This is a genomic window from Phyllobacterium sp. K27 (assembly GCF_054796155.1).
This window is the reverse complement of sequence record NZ_CM139240.1, coordinates 386472-410299: the sequence shown is the minus strand read 5'-3', so window position 1 is coordinate 410299 and position 23828 is coordinate 386472. Positions and strand designations below refer to the sequence as shown.

Genomic DNA, 23828 nt, shown 5'->3' with positions numbered 1-23828 from the left:
TAAATACCCAAGAAGATCAAAAATCCAGATCACCATAGTGCGATGCAGGCGGCAGGCCGCGCACACGGTCCGCGAGAAGCGGACGGAAGGAGGGGCGGGACTTCATTCGTGTGTACCAATCGCGTGCCGCGCGATACTCGGCCCACTTCACTTCGCCAAGATAATCGAGGATTGAGATCGAGGCGGCGGCAGCCATGTCTGCATAGGTTGGTGCAGGCCCGGCAAGCCAATTGCGTGTGGCGGTCAACCAGTCAATATATCTCATATGCTGGGTAATATTAGCTCGCGCCGCGCGGATAGCAGCGCTGTCGGGCGCGCCTCCTCCCTGTTCGGCTGTCATGTGCAACTTGAAGATGCGTTCGCGCGCCATATGCCGCGTCACTTCATTCTCAAACTTGCTGAGGAACCAATCAACCAGTCGGCGTACTTCAGCGCGATTGAGAGAATCTTCAGGGAACAAACGGCGGCTGCGTTTTAATGCGCCACGTGTTTCATCAATATATTCGGCAATCACTGATGCGCCTGCTACCGGCACATCACCTTCTGCAAGCAATACGGGCAATGTACCGGCTGGATTGAGCGACAGGAACTCCTTCCGGCGCGCCCAGCTATTTTCCTCAATCAGCTGTACCTCAATATCATATTCATTGAGGATCAGCCGCGTATATCGCGAGCCGGTGGACATGGGGTGATGAAAAAGCGTCAACATGGCGGATATTCTAAATCTTTCGAACTGGCATTTTGCGGGTCGGCATCGTATTGCAGGCGCGGCGGGCTTTGGGCCAATGCTATAGGCGCAACGGCGGCATGAGACAAGTAAACACGATTTAACGGACAGTTGGTTCTCGCGGGATAATTTCTTAAACGAGAATCGGCTAAGACAAAAATTGTGCAGTGTATTCAATTGTTGCGGTGCCCTTTTGGCGGGGCAGGACCCGCAGCACGGGTTAAGAAAGCGGTAAGCATAAACATGGAAACTCAGACGATCGTTGAAGCGCTTTTCTTGGGATTGCTGGAAGGTCTTACCGAATTCATTCCCGTATCTTCAACCGGGCATCTCTTGCTTGCTGGCCATTTTCTTGGTTTTGAATCCAATGGAAAAACCTTCGAGGTGCTGATCCAGCTTGGTGCAATCCTCGCCATTCTGACCGTTTATTTCGGGCGCCTTCTGAAAATAGCGCGTGATCTGCCCAATGATCCGAAAGCCAGACGTTTTGTAACCGGCGTGCTGATCGCATTTCTACCAGCCGTTGTCATTGGGGTTCTCGCCCACGGGCTGATCAAGGCAGTCCTGTTTGAATCGCCAATGCTGATCTGTACCATGCTGATACTGGGCGGGCTTATCCTTCTCTGGGTGGACAGACTTGACCTGAAGCCGCGTTATACGGATGCGATGGATTTTCCCTTGCCGCTCTATTTCAAGATCGGCCTCTTCCAGTGCTTTGCCATGATCCCCGGAACATCGCGTTCAGGCTCGACAATTGTTGGAGCTTTGCTGTTCGGGGCAGACAAGCGTTCGGCGGCTGAATTCTCGTTCTTTCTGGCCATGCCCACCATGGCAGGTGCCTTTGCCTTGGACCTTTTCAAGAACCGCAATATTCTGACTTTCGATGACATGACATTGATAGGGGTTGGCTTCATCGCAGCCTTCATATCCGCCGTGCTGGTGGTGCGCTATCTGTTGGGTTACGTATCCCGTCACGGCTACGGGCTTTTCGCCTGGTGGCGGCTTGTGGTGGGTACGGTGGGGCTCGTCGCGCTCATCCTGATGCGGTAAGCCACGCCGATCCCAATATCCACCAAGGTGTCGAGAGTCGTTCTTGTTTAAAATTGAAGCAGTTCTGGTGGCTAAGCCCTTCGGCCTTCCCCACAAACTCCCTCCGGCAGAACGATGTTATCCAAGCAAGGCTCTGATCAGGCGGATTTCTGGCTGGAGTACTGACCTTGCGCGCGGAAGCGCCAAAGGTAGGATGGTAAAATCGTCTCGATGGTCTGTGGACGAATGCCAAGACCTTCAAGCGTGCGCCCTTCTGTCTTTGCTTGTTCGGAAACGATATTGTCATTTCTAAGCTGGATAACCTGATCGGAAGTGATCATCGGCTTTGGCAAAAGGCCAAGGATTGCCCCTTGTATGGATGCGACCCAGAACGGGATGGACAGAAATACCCGCTTGCGGCCAATGACGCGAAGCATTTCTTCCATGCACTGGCGGAAAGTCAGAACTTCCCCGCCGCCCAGTTCGTAAACTGTGCCCTGCTGCAAAGCGCCGTCGACGGAACGCGCGATCACCTCGGCTACATCGCCGACATAGACTGGCTGAAACTTTGTATGGCCACCACCGATCAATGGCAGGAATGGCGAGATACGTGCCATCGCAGCAAACTTGTTGAAGAAACCATCCTCTGGCCCAAAAATAACTGACGGACGGATAATATATGCCTCCGGCAGAATTTTCCGGACGGCCTCTTCAGCGCGCCCTTTTGTATTTGCATATGCGGACTGCGATTGCGAATTCGCGCCCAGCGCCGACATATGCGTTAGAGGAACACCCGCCGCACGGGCAGCTTCTGCAACAGCGCGTGCGCCAAAGTCATGCACAGTGCTGAAGCGCTGGCTGCCACCCTCATAAAGTATGCCGACCAAATTGATAACATGGTCAGAACCGGCCACCGCGCGGTCCACCGACCAGCGATAACGCAGATTGGCCTGAACTGCCTGAATTTGACCGACGCCACCCAATGGCTGCAAATGAAAAGCAAGATCAGGTCGCCGGACGGCAACCCGGACCCGATAACCGCGTTTGGCGAGAGCACGAACCACATGACGACCGACAAAGCCAGAGCCCCCAAAAACAGTAACCAGTTTTGGTTTGGTGATTGTCATTGAACTCTCCTGAGCAGTCAAAACGTACAACAATTATTGGTATGCTGTTTAATGCGTTTCGATGTCGACGCAAAGGCCTGTTGTCTCACGAATTTCGCGGCGCGTTGCCGCGCTTGCGTCATTTACATAATCATGCCGACATACGCAGCATGATTTCAGCGTTTAAATGAATGCGCTCGTTGGCTGGTAGCAATGTTTTGGTATCGCGTGTTTCACCGAGTTTCTGAAACATAAGCTCGACTGCCAATCGGCCGATTTCTTTATTGTTTTGCGCAACGGTTGTTAGTGGTGGTGACATATAGCGGGCAAAGGGTTGGTCGTCATGGCCCGCCAACCGAAGATCGTCATTCTGTCGTCGGCCAATCCTCAGCCCAGCTTGATATGCTGCAGCGGAAACGCCCGCCGCTATGCGGTCATTACCGCACAGTACTGTCTTGGTGGGAAAAGACCCGTCTCGCAGGATGCGGACAGTTGTATCAAAAGCAAATTTCTCGAGGTTCCATGTTGTCTCTTCATCCACCGGCACGAAAAGGGGCTCCAAGCCGAGATCGTTCATTGCTTCAGTGTAGGCGTTCTTGCGGTCTTGCACATTGCTGTTAAGCGGTGGCAGGCTGAAATAACAGGGAGCATCGCCTGATCTTGTCAGATAGTCCACGATGAGCTTGACGCTCTGTCTATTGTCTGTTCCCACAAAGGGGGATGTGTCATCCAGTGGCGAGTCAATATACACAAGAGGTACTGACTCAGCGGCTTTTGTCAGCTTTTCATGATGCGAAAGCATGCCAAGCGGGCCTATAATAACTCCAGCTACATTCATGGACTGAAATGTTTCAAGGGCACGTTGCTCAAGCTCCGGGCGCCCTTCGGAACTTTGTACAAAAACCATATAGCCGGCCAATCCCGCCAAATCCTGTATGCGACGTGTCAGTGACATGTAGAACGGGTCGTTGGAATTTGGCACGATTACGCCGAGAATGTGTGTTCGTCGATTGGTCGCAAAAATGTTCGGTTTATAGCCAGAGCTAAGAAGCGCAGCTTCGATAGTATCGCGAGTGCTTTTGCGGACAGATGACGGATCGTTGAAGTATTTCGATACTGTAGGGCGCGACACGCCCGCAAATTCGGAAAATTCTTCCATAGTTTTGATGTCTTTAGGCATCGGTAAATTCCTTGTGGGCTACGGGCAATCTGAAAAACGATTGCAAGCGCAGCCCTGATAAATGAATGAATTCTAAACTATGCAATTTTTAGCTGCACAAATATTCGTAAAAGTTGAAATGATGCGTATAGCGATTTGATGTTAATTTGTTATAAATTCGGGGTTAACTCATTGAATACCAAAAAATCAGATAGATAGTTTCTCGTCTGGTTAATGCACGTATCTGAACCAATAGGTTTTAGTAATCCATGATGGCGTAAATTTCTAGCCGCCAGTTTCGATATTTTGAAGTACAGAAATCAAAATAGCCGAACCTACAAGGTTGCTTTGTTATGTAGGGGACCTAGGGTCCTGACCCGAGAAACAGAATTGGCTCTATATAAACAAAACTTGCTCTAGCATGCCAATATAAAGGCCGTGTCGCTAACATGGAGATTGCCAGATGGAAGGTGCCATTCCAAATCCGGAAGTATTCACACATGTCCGCGTCATTATCGGCATTGTTCTTGGCCTCAGTGTCTCGCGCCTGCTCACTGGTGTTGCTCGGATAATCCAGCATCCGCAGCATAGGAATATCTATGTTATTCACTTGGGCTGGGTATTTTTTACTCTGCTCACGGTCGTGCATTTCTGGTGGTTTGAATTCTATCTTCACCAACTGATGCTATGGAAGTTTGAAGCATATCTCTTCGTTATCTTTTTTGCCAGCTTACATTTTCTGGCATGTGCCATGCTGTTTCCGGACAGTATGGAGGGCTATGACGGATACGAAGATTACTTCATGTCCCGCAGGGGCTGGTTTTTCGGCATCATGATATCGATCTTCATTTTCGATTTTATCGATACGGCAATGAAGGGGGCCAGCCACTTCCGCTCCCTTGGGCCGGAGTATCCCTTGCGCAATCTGGCGCTGATCGGATTGCTCAGTGCCGGGATTTACTTCAGCAACCGAAAAGCGCGGTTTGCGATTCTGGTTGCGGCGCTGATCATTCAAGTGGCTTTCATTTTAGTTCAGTTTGACACGATCTAAGACCCAAGGCTCAGGCAACAAAAAACCCGCCGGCGTACCGGCGGGTTCATTGCTAAAATCCAGATAGTGGACTTAGTTCTTTTCGCGGTTCTTCAGGGCTGCGCCGAGAATGTCGCCAAGCGAAGCGCCGGAGTCTGTCGAACCGTACTGGGCAACAGCTTCCTTTTCTTCAGCGATTTCAAGCGCCTTGATGGAAACCTGCAGCTTGCGGGTCTTCTTGTCGAAAGCGATGACGCGTGCGTCTGCCTTCTGACCGACAGTGAAGCGCTCTGGACGCTGTTCGTCGCGGTCACGGGACAGATCAGCGCGGCGGATGAAGGTGTCAAGATCGTGATCGACCAGACGCACTTCAAGGCCACCATCGGTGATCGCCGTAACTTCCACGGTTACAACGGCATTCTTGCGTAGTTCACCCGAAGTTGCTGCTTCGCCGACCTTGTCGCCGGTAAGCTGCTTGATGCCAAGCGAGATGCGCTCTTTCTCAACGTCAACATCGAGAACCTGCGCCTTGACCATGTCACCCTTGTTGTACTCTTCGATGACCTGTTCGCCTGGACGATTCCAGTCGAGGTCGGAGAGGTGAACCATGCCGTCAACATCGCCATCGAGGCCAATGAACAGGCCGAATTCGGTCTTGTTCTTGACTTCGCCTTCGACGATTGTGCCGACAGGGAACTTGTCTGCAAAGGTCGTCCAAGGATTGTCGAGTGTCTGCTTGAGGCCGAGGGAGATGCGGCGCTTGACCGGATCCACTTCGAGAACAACGACTTCGACTTCCTGTGTGGTCGAGAGCAGCTTGCCCGGATGCACGTTCTTCTTTGTCCAGGACATTTCGGAAACGTGGATAAGGCCTTCGATGCCTGGCTCGATTTCAACGAATGCACCGTAGTCGGTGATGTTGGTAACCGTACCAGAGATCTTTTTGCCGATCGGGTACTTCGCACCGATACCATCCCAAGGGTCGCTTTCGAGCTGCTTCATGCCGAGCGAAATACGATGTGTTTCCTGGTTGATACGGATGATCTGAACCTTGACCGTCTGGCCGATGGTCAGGATCTCCGATGGATGGTTCACACGGCGCCATGCCATGTCGGTCACATGCAGCAGACCGTCAATGCCGCCGAGATCAACGAACGCACCATAATCGGTGATGTTCTTGACAACGCCTTCAACAACCTGACCCTCTTCGAGGTTCTGGACGATTTCAGAACGCTGTTCTGCACGGCTCTCTTCGAGAACTGTACGACGCGATACAACGATATTGCCGCGACGCTTGTCCATCTTGAGGATTTCGAAGGGCTGCGGATTGTGCATAAGTGGAGTAACGTCGCGGATCGGACGGATGTCGACCTGCGAGCGTGGCAGGAAGGCGACGGCGCCGTCGAGATCGACAGTGAAACCACCCTTGACCTGATTGAAGATCACACCATCGACACGTTCGCCGCGGTTGAACTTCTCTTCCAGGCGAACCCAGCTCTCTTCGCGGCGTGCTTTCTCGCGCGACAGAACAGCTTCACCCAGCGCATTCTCAATGCGCTCAACATAAACTTCAACGATATCGCCTGGCTTAAGCGAGCCGTCCTTGGCTTTCGCACCGAATTCCTTCAGCGGAACGCGGCCTTCAACCTTGAGACCGGCGTCGATGATCGCCATGTCTTTTTCGATGGCAACAACACGGCCCTTTACAACATAACCTTCTGCAAGATCGTTGGTGGCAAAGGACTCGGCGAGAAGAGCTTCGAAATCTTCGCGCGATGGATTGGCTTGAGACATATATACTCCTGATGTACCCGGCTTTCCGCTTTGGGAAAGGTTTTTGGGCACAGGCACCGGTGGTTCGAGTTACGGATCATTCACATGCCAACCCACCCTATGAGGGCAATCCGGTGCGAGGGCTGGCTGCAAATGTATTACTTGGTATTACGGGCTTCCCGCGCCAAGGCCTGATCAATCAGAGTTTTGGCATTAAGAAACGCGGTCTCTATATCCATTTCTGTCGTATCAAGCAAGTGCGCGTCCGCTGCGGGCTTCAACGGAGAGTCTGTACGTCCCATGTCACGCTCATCGCGGCGGATAAGATCATCGAGAATATCTTGATAGTTTGCGTCTTTGCCGCTGGCCTTGATCTCGTCGTAGCGCCGCTGCGCCCGTGCTTCCGGCGAGGCAGTAATATAGAGTTTCACAGGTGCATCGGGGCATACCACGGTGCCGATATCACGACCATCCAATACCGCGCCTGGCGTCAACAATGCAAATCCCTGCTGTGCGGTGACAAGTGCCCGGCGTACGGCCGGCATGACGGCAACTTTTGATGCCGCCTCACCAACATCATGTGCAGACAAAATCGCACGATCGAGCTTTGACAGATCGACAGACCGTGCAGCTTTTTCAGCCAGAAATTCATCGTCAAGCGGCATATCCTGATCCAGCAGTGCCTTGGCCACCGCGCGATAGGTGAGGCCTGTATCCAGATGATGATATCCATAAAATTCGGCAAGTCGTCGTGCAAGCGTACCTTTGCCCGAAGCGGCCGGACCATCAATGGCGATTGTGAAATGTTTTGGCGGCGATAATTCGAGTTCATCCTTGTCGAAGAACCACTGCCAAAGCGCAAAGAGCAGATAGGCTGCGGCAAGGACCAGCGTGATAAGCGGCGTAATGCCAATAGTTACAAAAGCAAAGCCACCAAGGGTCGTCATCATCGATTCCAGCCACTCAGGCAGAGTGGAAGCCAGATTTTGCAGCAATGTATCGATTGCGAGAATCAGCAGGAGCTGGAAAACAAACAGCCAGAACAACAGTGCAAACAGCCCGAAGCGAACTTTGAGGCCGATGCGCTCGATAGCGTAGGGGATAGCCGTGATAGCAATCGATGCCAGCAGGAAATACATCAGCTCGTTATCCTGTTGCCTGTAAAGAACCCTATACCGTAACCGGCTATCGACCCAATTGCTGGTGGCAGCAGGAGAAACTGGTAAGGCACCCACTCGCTCGCGTCCGCAGCATCGGAGATGTTCCACGCATAGAGGAAGATGAGCAGTAAAGGAAGAACGATACGAAAAATCGTGCAGCTTATACCCGGCCAATGCTGATCCGACCTGCTGGCAAGCGTGCCAGTATGGGCACTCTTTGCGGCCCACACGATGAATGGGATACTGGACATTCCATAAAGCCCATATGCGGTAATGGCCGAGAAAAATGGATTCATTGAGTCATCATATTGGCGTAGCAAGTTCGGCGATCTCTGCACCCATGCCGACCATCATCGCCATAAATTCAGGGAAACTTGTCGCAATCATGGTCGAATCATCGACGGTAACCGGTTTTTCCGAAACCAATCCCATGACAAGGAAGCTCATTGCGATGCGATGATCAAGGTGGGTTTCCACTATACCGCCGCCGATCATCTTGCCGTCCGGGCGTCCACGCACACTCAGTGTTTCGGTACCTTCCGTGCAATCGACGCCATTGACCTTCAAGCCATTGGCCACGGCAGAAAGCCGATCCGACTCCTTCACGCGCAATTCTTCCAGACCGTTCATCATGGTTTCACCGCTGGCAAAACTCGCGGCGACAGCCAGTACCGGATACTCATCAATCATCGACGGCGCGCGATCTGCCGGTACATTGACACCTCTCAGCTCGGAATACTTCACCCGCAGGTCAGCGACATCCTCGCCCCCTGCAAGCCTGGCATTCATGGTTTCAATATTCGCGCCCATTTCCTGCAAGGTCAGAATCAGCCCCGTGCGGGTCGGGTTCATCAAAACGTTGCGGATGGTGACATCCGAGCCGGGAACCAGCAGAGCAGCGACCAGCGGAAAAGCCGTTGATGAAGGATCACCTGGAACGTCTATTGTCTGGCCGGTCAACGTGCCTTGGCCTTCAATATGTATATGGCGCACATTGTCCTTATCCGTTTCCACTGAGAGATTTGCTCCGAAACCTTGCAGCATCTTTTCTGTATGGTCGCGGGTCATCACCGGCTCGATCACTGTCGTTATGCCTGGTGTGTTCAGGCCAGCGAGCAAAACAGCTGATTTCACTTGCGCCGAAGCCATGGGAACGCGGTAAGTGATGGGAGCTGCGACTCTCGGACCGCGCAAGGTCAGCGGCATTCGGTCGCCATCGGCGGCGGAAACCTGAACGCCCATCTCGCGTAGAGGATTGAGCACGCGGCCCATCGGCCGCTTCGACAGGGACGCGTCGCCTGTAAATGTGGTTTCCATGGCATAGGTGCCAACAAGGCCCATGGTGAGACGTGCGCCGGTGCCGGCATTGCCGAAGTCCAGAGGCGCTTCAGGTTGCAGCAGGCAGCCATTGCCCGTTCCCTTGATAATCCAGACATCACCCTGTTTGGCAATTGTCGCACCCATGGCCTGCATGGCCCGACCCGTGTTAATGACATCCTCACCCTCGAGCAGACCGGTAATGCGTGTCTCGCCCGAGGCCAGGCCACCAAACATGAAAGAGCGGTGCGAGATCGATTTGTCGCCGGGAATACGGATATCGCCTGAAAGAGCGTTTGAACGGCGGGATATTGCGGGCTTTTGCGGCAAATCGTGGGACATGATAAGGGTCAATCGCGATAAAATGGAGTGGGCGGGGAAAACTTGGTAGGCCGAGCACCTCCTAACACAGCTTGGTTCTGCGGTCATCTTGCAAATTCAATCCTCGCGCAGTGCTTTTTCGCTTTGACAAATGCGACGAATTGCGTTTATGGGACCACGAATTTTTTTATGAGGGGCGGCCGGAAAAACCGCGTCTTCAGGAAACAAGCGTATAATCCCAAAAATCAGTTCGATTTTGGATAAGGATTATGCGCCAACACAAAGTGTTATTGCGTGCACGTGCATCCCTGGAGCACATGGCGCAATAATTGTCAGCCGGCAAGCGCAGCAAGACGAGGCAGAACGTGGTTAATCCAAAACTTGGCACCAAGCGTGTTGACCCGGAAACCGGGCAGAAATTTTATGACCTGAACCGCGATCCGATTGTTTCGCCGTTTACAGGCAAGACCTATCCTCTCAGCTATTTTGAGACGACAGTCTCTGCCCGGGAGGAAGAGGAAGAAGTAGAAACTGAAGAGCTGGATGTAGCACTGGAGAAGCCGGAATTCGTGGCTCTCGAAGAAGCTGATGGCGACACCGACAGTGATGTTCCGGATTTGGGCGATGACGTCGAAGTCGATGATTCGGACGATGACGATACATTTCTCGCGACCGACGAAGAAGATGAGGATGACGACGTCACCGACATTCTTGGCGGCGGCATTGGCGACGACGACGAGAATTGATTCCAGAAATAAGTTCCGTTCGCCGAGAAATAAGCGGCGAACGGGGCTTGATCTTCGCGTGAGCGGAAGCTAATAACCCGCCATCTTCGGATAGCGAAAGCAAGGTTACCAGACCTTGTTGAAAACAAAGCCGGTTTACCGGCGCGGCTCAATGGGCCGATTGGAATGGGGCCATAGCTCAGCTGGGAGAGCGCTTGCATGGCATGCAAGAGGTCAGCGGTTCGATCCCGCTTGGCTCCACCATTACACACTTATGTGGTTGATATCCCTAAAAACTATTTGATTTCAATACCCTAGTTTGGCAAGTTGGTACACCAGAGTGGTACACAAAGTGCGGGCGGGCATTGTCTAGGAAAGCAGAGAACCTACAGCTTAGGGGAAGCGTTTATTGGTTCCGGTTGCGAGTTCCAGATGAACTGCGACCGTTGGTAGGCAAGATTGAAATCAAGAAATCCCTCAAGACAGGCGACTTGAAAGAAGCAAAGCTTAAAGCGCGCTATGAACGCGTTGCGCTCGATGCCGAGTGGGAATCGTTGAGGGCCAAGCTGAGATTGAAGCGCGACTATCGCTTATCTGACCGTGAAATCCATTATCTCGTATCCCGATGGTTCGTTGAGGAAGAGAAAAAGAACAGTCATTCGACCGATTCCTATCTATCAAGTGAAGACGCGCGCTACGACTATGCGATGTCTACATCGTCAGAAAATGTAGCTCCGGCTGCATATCAAGCTGCGAAAACAATACTCGCCGCGCAAGGCCTCGAATTCGATCCGTCATCAGAGGATGGAAATCGCCTACAAAGAATCCTCCAGCCCGCCGTCATAGAAATCGCAAAGCGAGATTTCCAACGGAGTATACCGGGTGCGCAGGTGAGCCTCGACCCTCAGTTTACCTCGCTATCGGCCCAGACAGATTTGCACCCGGTTGCAAAATTTACCTTGAAGAATTTAATGGAAGCGTTTCGAAGTGACTCTACGAGAGCACCGCTGGTCGGAAAGTCGGCAAAGAAGCGGGATGCGCAATGGGAAGTGATCAAGGAGTTCTTTGCCCAAGACACGCCAATCGACCTTATCGATCGGCAGCGCGTGCGGGAATTCATGGCGCTTTTAGCGAAGTTACCGAGCAACGCTGCGAAGCATTTTCCCGACGCTACAATTTTTGAAGCTGCTGAATTGGGTGCAGACAAGAAGTTGCCTGTTCTCTCGATCGACACAGCAAACGGATATTTGCGGCAGATCGGCGCTCTATTTCGTTTTGCAGTGGAAGAAGGATTCGTCGTATCGGACCCGACCAGCGGTTTGTTGTTCCGTGGCGAGAAAGTGCGGGCTAAAGACCGTCGAGACCCCTTTACAGTAGATGATCTCACAAAGATATTTGACGCTCCCATATATACCGGGTGCGTGGATGATGAATATGGATATGCCAAGCCGGGCCCCAACAAACCTCGGCGCGGAAGGTTTTGGATACCGCTCATCTCTTTGTACTCTGGAATGCGTCTCAACGAAATCTGTCAGTTGACTCTTGATGATTTCGTTGTCGAAGACGGTGTAGACGTCATCTTGATTCGTGGTGATGATGACGGAGAAACCAAGCGCGTCAAAACCGCAGCCGGACATCGTTTTATACCCGTACACAATGAACTTCGTTCTATTGGCCTCCTCCGTTATGTAGCTACTCGCCGAAAAAAGGGTCTAACGAACGCGCCGTTGTTTCCTGAGTTGCCGCTCGGCTCAACCGGGTACCGATCGGACCCGTTTTCCAAATATTTCGCTCGGTTCTTGGACGCTGTAGAGATCAAAGATAAGAAGAAGGTCTTCCATTCTTTTAGACATTCATACCGAGACGCGTTGCGTGAGGCCGACATATCGACTGAAAAAGTTCGTGCGCTTGGCGGGTGGTCAGGGAAAAACACTGAGGATCACTATGGCAGCGGGCTTCGGGCCGGTACTCTCGCTGATGCGATCAAGGACGTCCGTTACCCAAACCTCGATCTTTCTCACTTGTACCAGTCGGAAATCTGATCTGTTGTGGTTGAAACTTTGCACCCGGTTGCAAAATTTTCCAGCTTCAAAGCAAGAAAATCGTTCTGGAGGTGAGTCCCTTCCTCCCAATTCTCCTAAACTCTACAGAACGTTGTTGGCTCACGATTCGTTCGAAACGGGGGGAACGAAACGCAGCTGATTCTGAGGATCAAATGCTCCACGTGCATAAAGGCTGAAAAACACCAACCAGAGTGCCGCCCACAAGTCTGGGAAAGATGCTAACTGGTTAGAAAATACGATAATTCCGGGGTGACAAATATGGCGCCGCCCCCGTGACAGATATGTCACCCCTCCCGTGACAAATCTGTCACCCCATTAAAGAACAATCTTTCTTAGAACATTCTCTTAAAGAACAAGGTACTGACGCACCCGGCAAGCCGGATGGTCAGCACACAGAAGATGGCTTTTCTGTTTCTCCATTTGCCCATCAGACCCCGGACATAGATGTCCTCTCCCCCCGGACAGAAATGTCCTCCCCCCCCCGGACAAAAGTGTCCGGACATTAAAGAGGATTTCTTTCAAGTTGATCTTTCTAAGTTAAAAGGTACTGACACACCCGGCAAGCCGGATGGTCAGCAGACAGAAAACGATTTCTCTGTTTCGCCGGTAATAACTCGCCACCGCAGAGACCGCTTGCCCGGAAAGACGAAAGAGATTCCCCGGTTTAGGTGGTGAACAATCGTGCACCCCCCTAGTGCACGATTGTTCACCCCCCCAGTGCACGATTGTTCACCCCATTAAAGAACAATCTTTCTTAGAACATTCTCTTAAAGAACAAGAGACGCGTTCGCCCGGTAAACCGGACGACGCGACACGGGTTGAAGAAACTCTCTTCCCGGAAGTGGTAACTCGCCATCGCCAGAGACCGCTTGCCCGGAAAGAAGACAGAAATCACCGTTTGCACCAACCTATTTCTGCCGTTGATGGGAGTGGTCCAAACCAGTGAGGGACGATTGATGATGGATATGCCTCTAAAACCGCCATATCCGCCCACCAGAGCGGTTTTATGGTATCGGACCTAGTGGGATAGCTATTAGCAAATATTTTGTCCCCACGGGGCTGTAATCTGTGGTGAGCTTAAGTGGGGGCCACAATGCGAACCGAGCCTACGTTCGGTTAATATGGTAATTGATTAAAAAAGTACTGTTGACGAAGAGAGTGTATATTACAAATTGCTTTAGGTCTATTTTGTTCTGCCCGAGGACCTGAGTAATATTCTAAAACTAATGGAAGTTTTTTAAAGTACTATTTACCAGACCTTGCCACTCGGCTATCTTAGTGCGGGTATGATCCTAATGTCTGGTCGGCGAATTTCATCGTCTCGCGGGGGGGGGTAATTCTGACATTTGGGACGTGTTTTGAAGTGCGGAAATTGCATCCGGTTGCAAAACTCTTTGAAGCAAAAACTTCCGAGTACAGCCGACCACGAACTTCTACCTCAAATTAGACTTGTGGTGGAGCGGCTCAGCTCCAGCATGGGCTGACCGAAAAGCAAACAGTTAAACGCTGCGGACAAAGAGAGTGATCATGGCACAAGGTTTACAAGTTTGGGACGCGAGCGGTAAATTGGTCTTCGACACGAATGATCGCGCCGGTCGTATTTTGTTTCGACGCGCTGCGAGTTCTGTCCTGACTGGATCGGCAATTTTCCCGCCGGGAACTAAACCTTGGGTAGTGGCTGTTCGCTGGCTCAACGGCGCGCCTTACCACTATATGGGAATATCTGGAATCCCTGACATGACCGTAGCAACCAGCGGACAAACCGTATCTTGGTCAATTGTCGCTGATGGATATCAATATGAGATGATTGTGGGGTGCTTCTGATGGTGGCAGGAATCCAAGTTATTAATGACAGCGGTATTTACCAAATCGATGACCTATCTCGCCATTATCATTTGAGAGAAAAAACGGGCGGGGGAATGGGTGCGGATAAATGGGCGGCCACGTTCGGTGCAAATATTGGTCAGGACACTGCCCGTTTTGTCGGTCGCGATAACATATTCACATTTCAGGACGCAGCAAACATCCCTCGTACTGTGCATGGGGCGGGTATGGATATCTTCGACGCATCAGGGGTATGCAAGTTCTCCTCAAATGCTGCGCCGCTTATCCTTTTAGACTCCCTTGACGTAGATGTCAGTTCCAAAAACTTTATCAAAGGCTACTCCGGCGTAACAAAAATCGCCGCTTGCATAGTTAATGGCGGCGCGAGTCTTCAGTTTGTCAAAACCGGCGACACAGAACCGGGGTGGGGCTTCTACAGTGCTATCATGACCAGCACTGCCGTTTCTATCAGCGGCAACACGCTGACTGTTTCGAAACATGAATATACATATGGCGAAGAGATGTATCTCAACAATCCAGCGCATGTGACTAATCCTATGCGGTGCCAGTTACTTGTTGCAAATGTTTCTCCACTGTAGGTCCGGAACGTCCAAGCGGTTGTAGGGATCAGCAAAGCTAGCTTTAATGGCCTGAGCAACCGAATTCACCTCGCCTTCTGTGGGGCAGCGAATGCCATCGCAAGGCTGGGCGAGGTGAGACTCAAAGTAAAGACAAAGCGGTAAGTGACCGAGGTAACCGCATTCATTTTGCAGGTCATGTTCGCAAGCTGGCGCATGATTAGATTTTGCAACGGGTTGCAAAATAAAAACAATAATACTAAGCAATATTTTAGATCGTACAATTTCAAGCCATATACACTCTCTTGGTCAACAGTATAGACCCAAACTGTACTTAATTGATATTGATAATATTTTGTGCATATGGTATTATTGCCCAATACGCAAATGTAGCGGGATTGGAAATCATGCTAACTGTTCCCACCAACATTGTTTCAATGGACCGCTCAACGCGTTCCGAATCAGGCAACAGCAGCGACTTAAATCCCCGAAGAAATCCTAAGTTTCAACAGGAGATCATGCGGGCGTTCAACCGAGAATGGCGCGCACATTTGTCGCTTGCCGAGTTCGGTGTGCTATCCTTTATACTCGATTGCACCGTGAATTGGGGTCTCGCCGACCGCCGGTTCTCCTACCGCTTCATGGAAAGCGGCGATAATCTCACTTGCGGTACCGGTGTCAAAAAGCGAACCCTTATCGACACGATTGCGGCTCTTGAGGCCAAGGGTTTTATCGTTGCTGACCGTACCGATACGCGCAAAGGCCTACTCATCACACCAAACACCAACTGGACCCCGGATGACCAAATGCTCCCCGTGTCTGAAAGACTGAAAAACGAGCGGCCGGATGTCGCCCACAAGTCCGGGAAAGGCGATAACTGGATCGAAACCCCCGATAATTCGCTATTAGGTGGTGCGAAAAATCACACCCCTCCGGTGCGAAAAATCGCACCCCCCCGGTGTCAAAATTCGCACCCCATTAAAGAGGAACTTCTTAGAGAAGAACTTTTTAAAGAGGAAGAAAGTCTCCGGTCAGCCTTCGGCCAACCGGCCTCGGTTTCAGAGGGAGAATTTTTTCCAGAAGTGGTAACTCGCCACCGTCAGAGACCGCTTGCCCGGATAGATGAAAGAAATCCCCCCATTGCGCGGCCCCCCCTTTCGACGCCGCACTGTACTACCTCGGCAAACCCGGAACGCCAACTTTTGCAACCGGGTGCAATTATGAACACTTTCCGCCGTGCTTTCGAGATCGAGAACAAGAACGAGAATACTAACGGAGCTCTGTTCCAACCGTGGTCACGGAAGGAGATGGGGATGTTGAAATCCTCAATACTGTCTCGATGGAATGGTACGCCGGAAGAATGCCATGAAATGTTTGAGTGGATCGTTCGCGACTGGTTCACAATCCGTCGCCGTGTGTTTGGCTGGATGAAGCGCCCCGCCTGCCCGGAAGTTCCAGATATCATGTTCATTGTCCGCCACCGCCCCCGCCTTATGTCGGCGTATGCTGGTAAGAAACTCGACGAATGGGTAGAACATGCTCCTAGCGTCGGAGATCGACGTATTCGTCAGCTGTTCATCAAAGGTAAAACCCGCGAGGAAATTCTGCTAGCCGTTGCAGAAGAGCATTACACCGCCAAGATGCGTGAAGAAAATGCCAAGGCCAAGGCCGAGGCGGGCAGAGCCTTCCGAACCGCCCTACTTATGCAGAAGAACGCCGAAAGCATGCAACGGCGAGGCATTCATCCAGGGTCGGATGTAGCCAAACAGATGCGCGCCGCCGAAGCACTGGCAAACGCCCCGGTCTGCACGGACCAACCGCTTCCGAGCTACGACACACGGATAACACCCTATTTCCGAGAAGACTAAGTCCACGTCGGATACGGAATTGACCAAAGCCGTTCATCGAGAAGTTGCCAAGTCCACCGCAATGCATCGATGTCCAGTTCCTCAAAATCACGTTTAGAAACCGAAAGGAAAATCATTATGGAATCCCGACTTCACATCGTCGTTCCTTTGGAGTGTGTACATCGAATTGATGAGGCGGTTCTTGTGCGCCGTAAGCGGACCGGGAGGGCAGTCTCACGAAACGCAACGATCAATGAGCTTTTAGTTATAGCTCTCGATGTTGTTGAGCAGCAGAAGCAGTCAGCTGAAAATTTCAAGGACGATCAGAGGGGATGAACAGTATCTGGTCTCGAAACATAGTTTGTAACGCTGGGCTCTGGGCTAGCAATGGTGTGACGTCAGGAATTGTGACATGAAAGTCACTATTGTGGTGCTCTCTGATACTAGCAAACCCTGCAATCCATACGTGAGCGCTGCACTGCCCGTGAGAAGCACAGCGATTGACGATACTGGCGATCATGCGAGCACGGCGCAGCAGAGCGACCATACAGAGAAGGCTTTCGATATCAGCTTGCTCTTTCTGGCTCTTGCCCTTTTTTCTCCCTTAGCTGTGCCAATTCTTTGTTACTTGGCTTGGCTTCATTTCACGGGATCGTTTCAGCAGATGACAGTCGCAGACATTTGGGTATGGGTAGCACCCCTGTATGCAATGATTGCTGCTTTAACGATAGTGGCTACTCCGGTGATTGAGCGCGGCATCATTCGCGTTTCTCGCGCCGTATCTCCGGAGAAGAAACCAGAATGAAGAGCATATAACATATAGAATATAAAACGTTTTTTTAAATAATGTCTTTACACACTTCGGCAGGCAGGTAATCTCCGGTTTGATGTTGTGAGCGCTCGATAGAGACCCCGGCGCATTAAAAATGGGGTTGTCTTTAAAATTAGTGGGAGAAACTACTGAATGACTTCGGCGATTCTGACATCATCTTATGCAATATCCGGGCTTTTCTATTTTACCTTGATGTGCAGGTTCTCATCCAACGTTGTAGTGGACGATATGATCAATGCGTTGGTTTATCCCCGTCTCGACGCTCGTAGCCTTTCGGCGCTCGTGATGATGACTGTCTTTTTGGTATTCTGGCCTGCATTTTTTATTGGCTCGTGGATTTACGTGCATCTTGTTCGCAGGGGAAAGCACTAAAATTCCCACCGGTTGCAAAAATTGACCAGTGACGCTTTTACCGAGATTTGCAACCAGTTTCAAAATAGCGCCTGTGCCGGACACTTCTTTAATTTCTCGACCCTTCAGTGTCATCATTGACAGATGATGGTCCTCTGGTTGAAGAAGGAACCGGTGCAATACGCAATGCGCTGGGGTGTGGAAACCTCAATGGTTCGGTCGGTGCCAACCGGAATGGTGCCAACTCCTTGACCTATGGTCGGGGAGCCTGCGGCGTATGCAACAGGTTCTCCGAACTAAAGGCCGTAGGACCGTAACCATTCGGTTTCCAACTCCCCGATCACCAAGATCAGGAGGCAAATTTGCGGGGGCGTACCGCGAGCGATTGCCTAGGGGAAAAATAAATGAGTGTACCTCAGCTATTTATCGTTTTGTCTTTACTGTTGGGCTTCGTTTCGCCGAGTTATGCGATGGACATTCGCTGGCCTACGGAAAGAGAGGTAAATTCAGTTGCTCAGGCCATCAACAACAACTTTGCTGATCCTTACTCCATAAGGGATGCTGAGATATCCCAGATTTTGGTGGTTAACAGCGAGGGCGGGTTCATCTGTATTCTTGCCAATGCGAAAAATCGCATGGGTGGTTACGATGGCAAGCGCTACAGCATCGCCGGACTCTACGCGGATGGCAGATCAACAGTGATACAACCAGCAACTAAAGACGAGGCCGCTAGCTGCGGAATGCTGTCCTTCCGAGCGTTTGCCGAGCTTTACCAATGAAATTTGCAACCGGGTGCAAAATCGACAGTAGCACCTTGGACGGGGGGAGACCGATTAAATGAATAAAACTCTATCGATGATCATAATCATCGCTTCAACGTCTACGAGTTTTGCGGCTGATCAACCGTTCGTTGGCAATTGGGCCGGAGAGATTACGACCTGTGCCGATCCGTTTCGCATTACCGCCAAAACCTATGCGCCTCCCATGTCTGGAAAGGCACTCAGAATTAAAAAGATCGAACGCGATGGAAAGTTCTGGTCGGTCCAGTTGGCGGACGGTTATCGCTTTACACTTTTCGATGTGAAGAAGAATACGCTCACATGGCATTCACCTGCCAGTGGAGACACATTTGACCTTAAACGGTGTAAATAACTCGACTTCCAATCGCTGCCAACTCCTTAACCTATGGTGGGAGCTTACTTCGCGTGCACACTGGCGGGCATCTAACAAGTCGAATAGGTACTTTGATATGGACTAGTCGAATGGCTCACTTGCGTTTCATAGTGGCACTCATGATCATGCTTCTTCCAAAACAAGTTTACTCTCAGGTGGAATCAAACTTTCCTACAGCAGCGGAAATGAACGCGAAGGCTGACGACGAAAATATACGCTGGCCGACAGTAGCCGAGGTTAAAGCCGTCGCTCGGGGTATTCGCGGCAGCTTTTACGATCCCTACTCTATACGAGACGCCGAGATATCCAAGTGGCTCAACAACAATACGGGTAGATTCATATGCGTTCGGGCAAACGCTAAGAACCGAATGGGAGCCTACTCAGGCAAACAATACATCCTTGCCCACGTCTCTATAGACGGAATTTTGTCTGGTATGATTCAGGCAGGGAATGACGAGTTGCGTATTTGCGAAATTCTGCCCTACCGTGCCTTCAAAGAAGTTGCTCAATAGGTAGTAAACCGTTTTCGATTTTACAGGCCAGATATCAACGCACCTTATTATACGCTTGGTTTATGCGTGAAATTTGCAACCGGTTGCAAATCTGAGGAACGGAAACTACCAGATTTAAAGAATTAACAGCCGAGAGCGGAATGGTGGCCTTTGCAATTGGCCGTGAGTAGTGAACTTAGAAGAGCTAACACCCGCTCGCCCGCCCTCGTTCTTAGCCATTGGCCATGTGGGTCATCTTAGCTGGGTCTGCAAATGTACTTGTAGATGTGGCAAGTGCTATTAACGCGCTCTCGATGGTGCCTAATGATCTTACCAAGAGAAAAATACTCTTCTTAGCGTGAATAATCAAAACTTACCGATCGCCAAGGCGCAGATTTTGATAGTCTAAAGATAAACGCAGTGAGTGGAGACTAATATTTGCGATTCTTAGCCGATGGACCACCAATTCCCGACGATCTCCTTCTGGCCAGAGATCAGGGCCGCGTAATTTTCTTCTGCGGGGCGGGAGTATCAAGGGCGCGCGCGAACCTACCTGATTTCTTTGGCTTGGCTCGTACGGTAGTTTCCAAGCTTGGTGTTGATCTCAATAGCCCAGCCTACAAGCTTATCCAAGAAGCTCAAGAAATAGACCGACGCGTTGGCATTTCCGGTGTTATATCGGCCGACCGTGTTTTCGGTCTCTTAGAAAGAGACTTTGCATCGCGTGACATTGAGGAGGCGGTAGCTTCAGCGTTGAAGCCGCCTACTGATTGCGATCTGACAGCACACAGGATTTTGCTCGACTTGGCAACAACGCCTGAAGGCAAGGTGCAATTGGTCACTACCAATTTCGATAGATTGTTTGACGATTGTGGGCGAGAAATTCAGGCATGGCAACCGCCGAGGTTGCCGGACCCTCTGCGGCCTAACGAGGTCAATGGAATAGTTTATCTGCATGGTCGATCCACGCCGGTTTATGATGGCGCTGAAGGCGATGGCTTTGTTCTCTCTAGTTCCGAATTTGGGCGTGCATATCTATCGGACGGATGGGCAACGAAGTTCATTCAGGAAATACTTAGAAAATATGTCGTTGTGTTTGTCGGGTATACCGCTGACGATCCGCCCGTTCAATATCTCCTTGAAGCTTTGCGAAGAGCTTCAGGGAAGCTTGAGAACGCTTATGCTTTTCAGTCCGGGGACCACGACGACGCTGCTGCACGATGGCGGCACAAAGGTGTTGAAGCTATCCCGTATGGTCCCGATAACAAGCACGCTGCTTTGTGGCAATCCCTTGAGGCGTGGGCAGAGCGTGCACGAAATCCTGAGGCCTGGTATGCAAAGGTTATTGGCGCATCCAAGAAGGGACCGGCAGCTATTCAACCCCATGAGCGGGGTCAGGTGGCACATGTTGTTTCAACCTATGAAGGTGTGAAGAGGTTCTCCGCCAACGAGATTCTACCATCTGCTGAATGGTTATGTGTGTTCGACAAATATCGCCGATTTGCGAGGCCGGGCAATTCAGGTTCGTTTGGTCGCAAGGGCACCTATGTTGATCCGTTCGATCTATACGGCCTCGATTCAGACACTCCGCCCACGAAGCCTGATCCTGAAGATCATTATGCTAAGCGCGAGGTGCCGTTAGATGCTTGGGATGCCTTCGAACTTAATCGCCTCGATCGATCACCGATCCGCGATGATAATCTTGCGGCGCTTCGCGGACATTGGGCTAACAATTCTCCACGTCTTGTCCCGCGAATAGGGCAGCTCGGAGTATGGCTCGCAAAAGTCTGCGACCAGCCCGCCGCCGTCTGGTGGGCTGCTCATCAGCTGTCACTGCATCAGAGCATTCAAGAATACGTCTCATGGGAGCTAGAGAGAAGCAATCGGCCAATCCGTCAGGATATTCGTAAGGCTTGGCGGTGGCTTTTCGAGGCTTGGAACCACGTCGAAGATTTCAATAGAGATTGGTATTCTTTGCAAACTGTCATTAAAGCAGATGGATGGAGCAGCGCTATCGTTCGGCGGTTTGGAGAAGTACTTCGACCTCGCTTTTCGGCGGAACCCGATTTCTGGGGTGGCCCAACGCCGCCTGCACTGGGGGTCGATGAAGAGGACGGCAGCCGCTTGCTGCGGACGGACGTCAAATATCCTGAAACGCACGAAGCAATTACGGTTCCAAACCAGTGGTGTGCGGCTATCGTTAAAGTCCTACGACAGAATCTTGAGCTGGCTCTTGCCCTTGAGTACGAAATTGGTGGCTATGGCCTTAGCAGTATAAGCCCAATAGTGCAGGACAGCACCGAAGGCGCTGACTATCATCAAATGCATGGGCTTTCCGCTGCAGTTATTCGATTTGCGGAGCTTTTCACGCAACTGGTCAAAATCAATAAATCAGCCGCTAAGCATGAGTTTTTATCGTGGCCTATTGACGATGACGCCATCTTTTCGCGACTACGAATATGGGCATCAAGAGAGCGGAGCATTGTTTCGGATGATGATTTCGGACAAGTCATAGCGTCTTTGAGCGATGCTGCATTCTGGGATAGCTATCATCAGCGAGACCTTTTGCTGATCATTGCAGGGCGATGGAAGAAGCTCAGCGGAGCGTCCCGCAGATTGATCGAACAAAAGCTGGTGAGGGGTCCAAAGCGTTGGCGGCGAGAGAAGATTGCGGCCTTTGAAAGCAGGAGAGCTTGGTCAATTCTGAGTCGGGTTCAGTGGCTTCAAAACTCAGGATGCAAGCTTTCTTCCGCCACCCGTGGGCAAGCAAAGCTACTCCGTACTGCTGTACCCGACTGGAAAGAGGACTATGGGGCGAAGGCTGCTGATTCGCTGGAAGGTCGTACAGGATGGGTAAGGACGAACACCAACCATGAGGAACTGGCAGACACCCCCCTTTCGCGGGTTTTACTGCAAGCCAAGGAACATAGCGGTCGATCACACGATTTTCTTGTCGAAAATGATCCCTTTGCCGGTTTCGCCGTAGAACACCCCGCGCGTGCTTTTTCTGCACTGACCTATGTAGCTAAGCGAGGGGACTTTCCAGAGTGGGCATGGCGGCGATTCCTCAATTCAGAGGCGCGGAAGACTGACGAGGCACGATTGGTCTGGTTAATCGCGGAGCGACTAGCTCGCTATCCTAATGAGCAACTTGCCACGATCCTCCGCCCTGCGACCGGTTGGCTTCGGGTTGCCAGTGCGAAACTGAACATAGAGTGCCTTCCTGTTTTCGACCGCATTTTAACGAAGCTGATCGGCGTTCTTCGTGAATCGCCGAGCGAGGGGCGTTCGGGTATCGTGCGCGGTTCCAATGAGCCAGATTGGACTATGGAAGCGATCAATTCTCCTACGGGGAAGATCGCGGAGGCGCTTTTTAACGATCCCCGCAAGGACAATCTGAATCGAAAACAAGGCTTTCCTTCCGAATGGCTCGCTCACGCTAAGGATCTGTTGGCACTCTCCGACGATTTGCGAAGACACTCGCTGGTAATCTTTTTTCACAGTCTCAACTGGTTTTTCGCTGTCGATCCGAAATGGACAGAGGAACACTTGTTGCCCGCGCTTCGTAGTAACGACAATGACCGCGATGCAGCATGGTCGGGCTTCTTGTGGGGGGCGAGCACTCCAAATCAAGAACTCTATATGCGGCTCAAGAATGACATGCTGGAGTTCGCCGCTAATCCTCTTCCATCGCGCCGCTCATATGTTGAAACTATTGCAGGTATGATCTTAGCCGGGTGGGGGAGTGTCGACGATGATACTGGCGAGCGTTGCATTTCCAATGAAGAGATGCGGAGCTTGCTCTTAACGGTTGATGATGAATTTCGATCACGGGTGCTCTGGCAGGCTCAACAATGGTCTGATGCGAACGAAAACTCACATGAGCGATGGGAAGGACAGCTTTCCGAACTGCTTCAAATTTGGCCACGCCATTTGTCAGCCAGATCGCCCAATACATCGGCTCGCCTTTGCGAGTTGGCTTTCTCTAGCGGCGATCAATTTCCTACAATATCTACATTGGTTTTGCCGCTCTTGAGCAAAATCGAGCGAGACCATCTAATGTTGCCAGAACTGCGTCGTTCCGGAGATAACATAGTAGACCGGTACCCTGAACAGGCGCTGGCGCTCCTTCATGCGGTTCTGCCGGATAATGCGTTGGCTTGGCCTTACGGTATGGAAGTAATATTGCAACGAATCGGGAAAGCCAACACCGTGCTGAACACCGATGATCGGCTAATTTCTCTGAAGCGCCGATGGGACGCAAGGTGATGAACAACGCAACTTCAAAAACCACCTTTATCTGTTTTCCCATAAGACCTCGC

20 protein-coding genes, 1 tRNA gene and 1 pseudogene are annotated in these 23828 nt (G+C 51.3%); 14 read left to right on the top strand and 8 right to left on the bottom strand.

The window, feature by feature from the left end:
• Nucleotides 1-16: 16 nt before the first annotated feature.
• Nucleotides 17-709 carry a glutathione S-transferase family protein gene (locus ACYJL1_RS01945; RefSeq protein WP_460896782.1) on the bottom strand — a complete coding sequence of 231 codons (693 nt, stop codon included), beginning with the start codon at nt 707-709 and terminating at the stop codon, nt 17-19.
• A gap of 261 nt (nt 710-970) precedes the next feature.
• Between ACYJL1_RS01945 and ACYJL1_RS01940 the strand changes: the two genes are divergently transcribed.
• Nucleotides 971-1777 (top strand): undecaprenyl-diphosphate phosphatase, encoded by an 807-nt coding sequence (locus tag ACYJL1_RS01940; RefSeq protein ID WP_460896781.1) that lies wholly within the window; start codon nt 971-973, stop codon nt 1775-1777.
• A 137-nt stretch (nt 1778-1914) separates the two neighbouring features.
• Here ACYJL1_RS01940 and ACYJL1_RS01935 read toward each other — a convergent pair whose 3' ends face one another.
• Nucleotides 1915-2883: a complex I NDUFA9 subunit family protein gene (locus ACYJL1_RS01935; protein WP_460896780.1), complete on the bottom strand. Its 969-nt coding sequence runs from the start codon at nt 2881-2883 to the stop codon at nt 1915-1917.
• 130 nt (nt 2884-3013) lie between these two features.
• Nucleotides 3014-4042, bottom strand: a complete 1029-nt coding sequence (locus ACYJL1_RS01930) for a LacI family DNA-binding transcriptional regulator (RefSeq protein ID WP_460896779.1) — start codon at nt 4040-4042, stop codon at nt 3014-3016.
• A gap of 442 nt (nt 4043-4484) precedes the next feature.
• Between ACYJL1_RS01930 and ACYJL1_RS01925 the strand changes: the two genes are divergently transcribed.
• Nucleotides 4485-5072: a hypothetical protein gene (locus ACYJL1_RS01925; RefSeq protein WP_460896778.1), complete on the top strand. Its 588-nt coding sequence runs from the start codon at nt 4485-4487 to the stop codon at nt 5070-5072.
• Nucleotides 5073-5144: 72 nt separating this feature from the next.
• Here the strand turns inward: ACYJL1_RS01925 and rpsA are convergent, their stop codons facing one another.
• From rpsA to aroA, 4 genes are all read right to left on the bottom strand, one after another.
• Nucleotides 5145-6845, bottom strand: coding sequence for a 30S ribosomal protein S1 (gene rpsA, locus ACYJL1_RS01920; RefSeq protein WP_460896777.1), 1701 nt, complete (start codon nt 6843-6845; stop codon nt 5145-5147).
• 137 nt (nt 6846-6982) lie between these two features.
• Complete coding sequence (gene cmk / locus ACYJL1_RS01915) at nt 6983-7621, bottom strand: (d)CMP kinase (protein WP_460897904.1); 639 nt, start codon at nt 7619-7621, stop codon at nt 6983-6985.
• Between the two features lie 341 nt (nt 7622-7962).
• The gene (locus ACYJL1_RS01910) at nt 7963-8280 is read right to left on the bottom strand and encodes a hypothetical protein (RefSeq protein WP_460896776.1); all 318 of its coding nucleotides are present in this window, start codon (nt 8278-8280) and stop codon (nt 7963-7965) included.
• A 7-nt stretch (nt 8281-8287) separates the two neighbouring features.
• On the bottom strand, nt 8288-9643 hold the full coding sequence (aroA, locus tag ACYJL1_RS01905) for a 3-phosphoshikimate 1-carboxyvinyltransferase (RefSeq protein ID WP_460896775.1): 1356 nt from the start codon (nt 9641-9643) through the stop codon (nt 8288-8290).
• Between the two features lie 344 nt (nt 9644-9987).
• Here aroA and ACYJL1_RS01900 point away from each other — a divergent pair, with 344 nt between their 5' ends.
• The 7 genes from ACYJL1_RS01900 to ACYJL1_RS01870 all read left to right on the top strand — a co-directional run bounded on the left by ACYJL1_RS01900 (nt 9988) and on the right by ACYJL1_RS01870 (nt 17464).
• Nucleotides 9988-10368, top strand: coding sequence for a TIGR02300 family protein (locus ACYJL1_RS01900; RefSeq protein ID WP_460896774.1), 381 nt, complete (start codon nt 9988-9990; stop codon nt 10366-10368).
• A 167-nt stretch (nt 10369-10535) separates the two neighbouring features.
• Nucleotides 10536-10611: transfer RNA gene (locus ACYJL1_RS01895), tRNA-Ala, on the top strand.
• Between the two features lie 101 nt (nt 10612-10712).
• Nucleotides 10713-12389: a DUF6538 domain-containing protein gene (locus ACYJL1_RS01890; RefSeq protein WP_460896773.1), complete on the top strand. Its 1677-nt coding sequence runs from the start codon at nt 10713-10715 to the stop codon at nt 12387-12389.
• Nucleotides 12390-13937: 1548 nt separating this feature from the next.
• The gene (locus tag ACYJL1_RS01885; RefSeq protein WP_460896772.1) at nt 13938-14234 is read left to right on the top strand and encodes a hypothetical protein; all 297 of its coding nucleotides are present in this window, start codon (nt 13938-13940) and stop codon (nt 14232-14234) included.
• On the top strand, nt 14234-14833 hold the full coding sequence (locus tag ACYJL1_RS01880; protein WP_460896771.1) for a hypothetical protein: 600 nt from the start codon (nt 14234-14236) through the stop codon (nt 14831-14833). The genes ACYJL1_RS01885 and ACYJL1_RS01880 overlap by 1 nt, the downstream gene beginning before the upstream one ends.
• A 386-nt stretch (nt 14834-15219) precedes the next feature.
• Nucleotides 15220-16680, top strand: coding sequence for a hypothetical protein (locus ACYJL1_RS01875; RefSeq protein ID WP_460896770.1), 1461 nt, complete (start codon nt 15220-15222; stop codon nt 16678-16680).
• Between the two features lie 391 nt (nt 16681-17071).
• On the top strand, nt 17072-17464 hold the full coding sequence (locus tag ACYJL1_RS01870) for a hypothetical protein (RefSeq protein ID WP_460896769.1): 393 nt from the start codon (nt 17072-17074) through the stop codon (nt 17462-17464).
• Nucleotides 17465-17695: 231 nt separating this feature from the next.
• On the opposite strand, the gene ACYJL1_RS01865 is transcribed toward ACYJL1_RS01870, so the two are convergent.
• On the bottom strand, nt 17696-17980 hold the full coding sequence (locus ACYJL1_RS01865; RefSeq protein WP_460896768.1) for a hypothetical protein: 285 nt from the start codon (nt 17978-17980) through the stop codon (nt 17696-17698).
• A 266-nt stretch (nt 17981-18246) separates the two neighbouring features.
• Between ACYJL1_RS01865 and ACYJL1_RS01860 the strand changes: the two genes are divergently transcribed.
• The 5 genes and pseudogenes from ACYJL1_RS01860 to ACYJL1_RS01840 all read left to right on the top strand — a co-directional run bounded on the left by ACYJL1_RS01860 (nt 18247) and on the right by ACYJL1_RS01840 (nt 23775).
• Nucleotides 18247-18621 (top strand): hypothetical protein, encoded by a 375-nt coding sequence (locus ACYJL1_RS01860; RefSeq protein WP_460896767.1) that lies wholly within the window; start codon nt 18247-18249, stop codon nt 18619-18621.
• A 58-nt stretch (nt 18622-18679) separates the two neighbouring features.
• Entirely contained in the window at nt 18680-18994 is a 315-nt protein-coding gene (locus ACYJL1_RS01855) for a hypothetical protein (RefSeq protein WP_460896766.1), read from the top strand.
• 110 nt (nt 18995-19104) lie between these two features.
• A complete protein-coding gene (locus ACYJL1_RS01850; RefSeq protein ID WP_460896765.1) occupies nt 19105-19527 on the top strand; it encodes a hypothetical protein in 423 nt (140 codons plus the stop codon).
• Nucleotides 19528-20334: 807 nt separating this feature from the next.
• Nucleotides 20335-20694 (top strand): annotated as a pseudogene (locus ACYJL1_RS01845) (SIR2 family protein); the annotation flags it as partial.
• 210 nt (nt 20695-20904) lie between these two features.
• On the top strand, nt 20905-23775 hold the full coding sequence (locus ACYJL1_RS01840; protein WP_460898102.1) for a hypothetical protein: 2871 nt from the start codon (nt 20905-20907) through the stop codon (nt 23773-23775).
• Nucleotides 23776-23828: the final 53 nt, after the last annotated feature.

Excerpts from the sequence above, each read along its gene's own strand:
- ACYJL1_RS01925 (WP_460896778.1), top strand. The coding sequence starts at position 4,485 with ATGGAAGGTGCCATTCCAAATCCGGAAGTATTCACACATGTCCGCGTC.
- ACYJL1_RS01850 (WP_460896765.1), top strand. The coding sequence starts at position 19,105 with ATGGCTCACTTGCGTTTCATAGTGGCACTCATGATCATGCTTCTTCCA.
- rpsA (WP_460896777.1), bottom strand. The coding sequence starts at position 6,845 with ATGTCTCAAGCCAATCCATCGCGCGAAGATTTCGAAGCTCTTCTCGCC.
- ACYJL1_RS01935 (WP_460896780.1), bottom strand. The coding sequence starts at position 2,883 with ATGACAATCACCAAACCAAAACTGGTTACTGTTTTTGGGGGCTCTGGC.
- aroA (WP_460896775.1), bottom strand. The coding sequence starts at position 9,643 with ATGTCCCACGATTTGCCGCAAAAGCCCGCAATATCCCGCCGTTCAAAC.
- ACYJL1_RS01940 (WP_460896781.1), top strand. The coding sequence starts at position 971 with ATGGAAACTCAGACGATCGTTGAAGCGCTTTTCTTGGGATTGCTGGAA.
- ACYJL1_RS01865 (WP_460896768.1), bottom strand. The coding sequence starts at position 17,980 with ATGATGACACTGAAGGGTCGAGAAATTAAAGAAGTGTCCGGCACAGGC.
- ACYJL1_RS01880 (WP_460896771.1), top strand. The coding sequence starts at position 14,234 with ATGGTGGCAGGAATCCAAGTTATTAATGACAGCGGTATTTACCAAATC.
- ACYJL1_RS01910 (WP_460896776.1), bottom strand. The coding sequence starts at position 8,280 with ATGAATCCATTTTTCTCGGCCATTACCGCATATGGGCTTTATGGAATG.
- ACYJL1_RS01860 (WP_460896767.1), top strand. The coding sequence starts at position 18,247 with ATGAGTGTACCTCAGCTATTTATCGTTTTGTCTTTACTGTTGGGCTTC.
- ACYJL1_RS01870 (WP_460896769.1), top strand. The coding sequence starts at position 17,072 with ATGAAAGTCACTATTGTGGTGCTCTCTGATACTAGCAAACCCTGCAAT.
- ACYJL1_RS01875 (WP_460896770.1), top strand. The coding sequence starts at position 15,220 with ATGCTAACTGTTCCCACCAACATTGTTTCAATGGACCGCTCAACGCGT.
- ACYJL1_RS01945 (WP_460896782.1), bottom strand. The coding sequence starts at position 709 with ATGTTGACGCTTTTTCATCACCCCATGTCCACCGGCTCGCGATATACG.
- ACYJL1_RS01930 (WP_460896779.1), bottom strand. The coding sequence starts at position 4,042 with ATGCCTAAAGACATCAAAACTATGGAAGAATTTTCCGAATTTGCGGGC.
- ACYJL1_RS01855 (WP_460896766.1), top strand. The coding sequence starts at position 18,680 with ATGAATAAAACTCTATCGATGATCATAATCATCGCTTCAACGTCTACG.
- ACYJL1_RS01885 (WP_460896772.1), top strand. The coding sequence starts at position 13,938 with ATGGCACAAGGTTTACAAGTTTGGGACGCGAGCGGTAAATTGGTCTTC.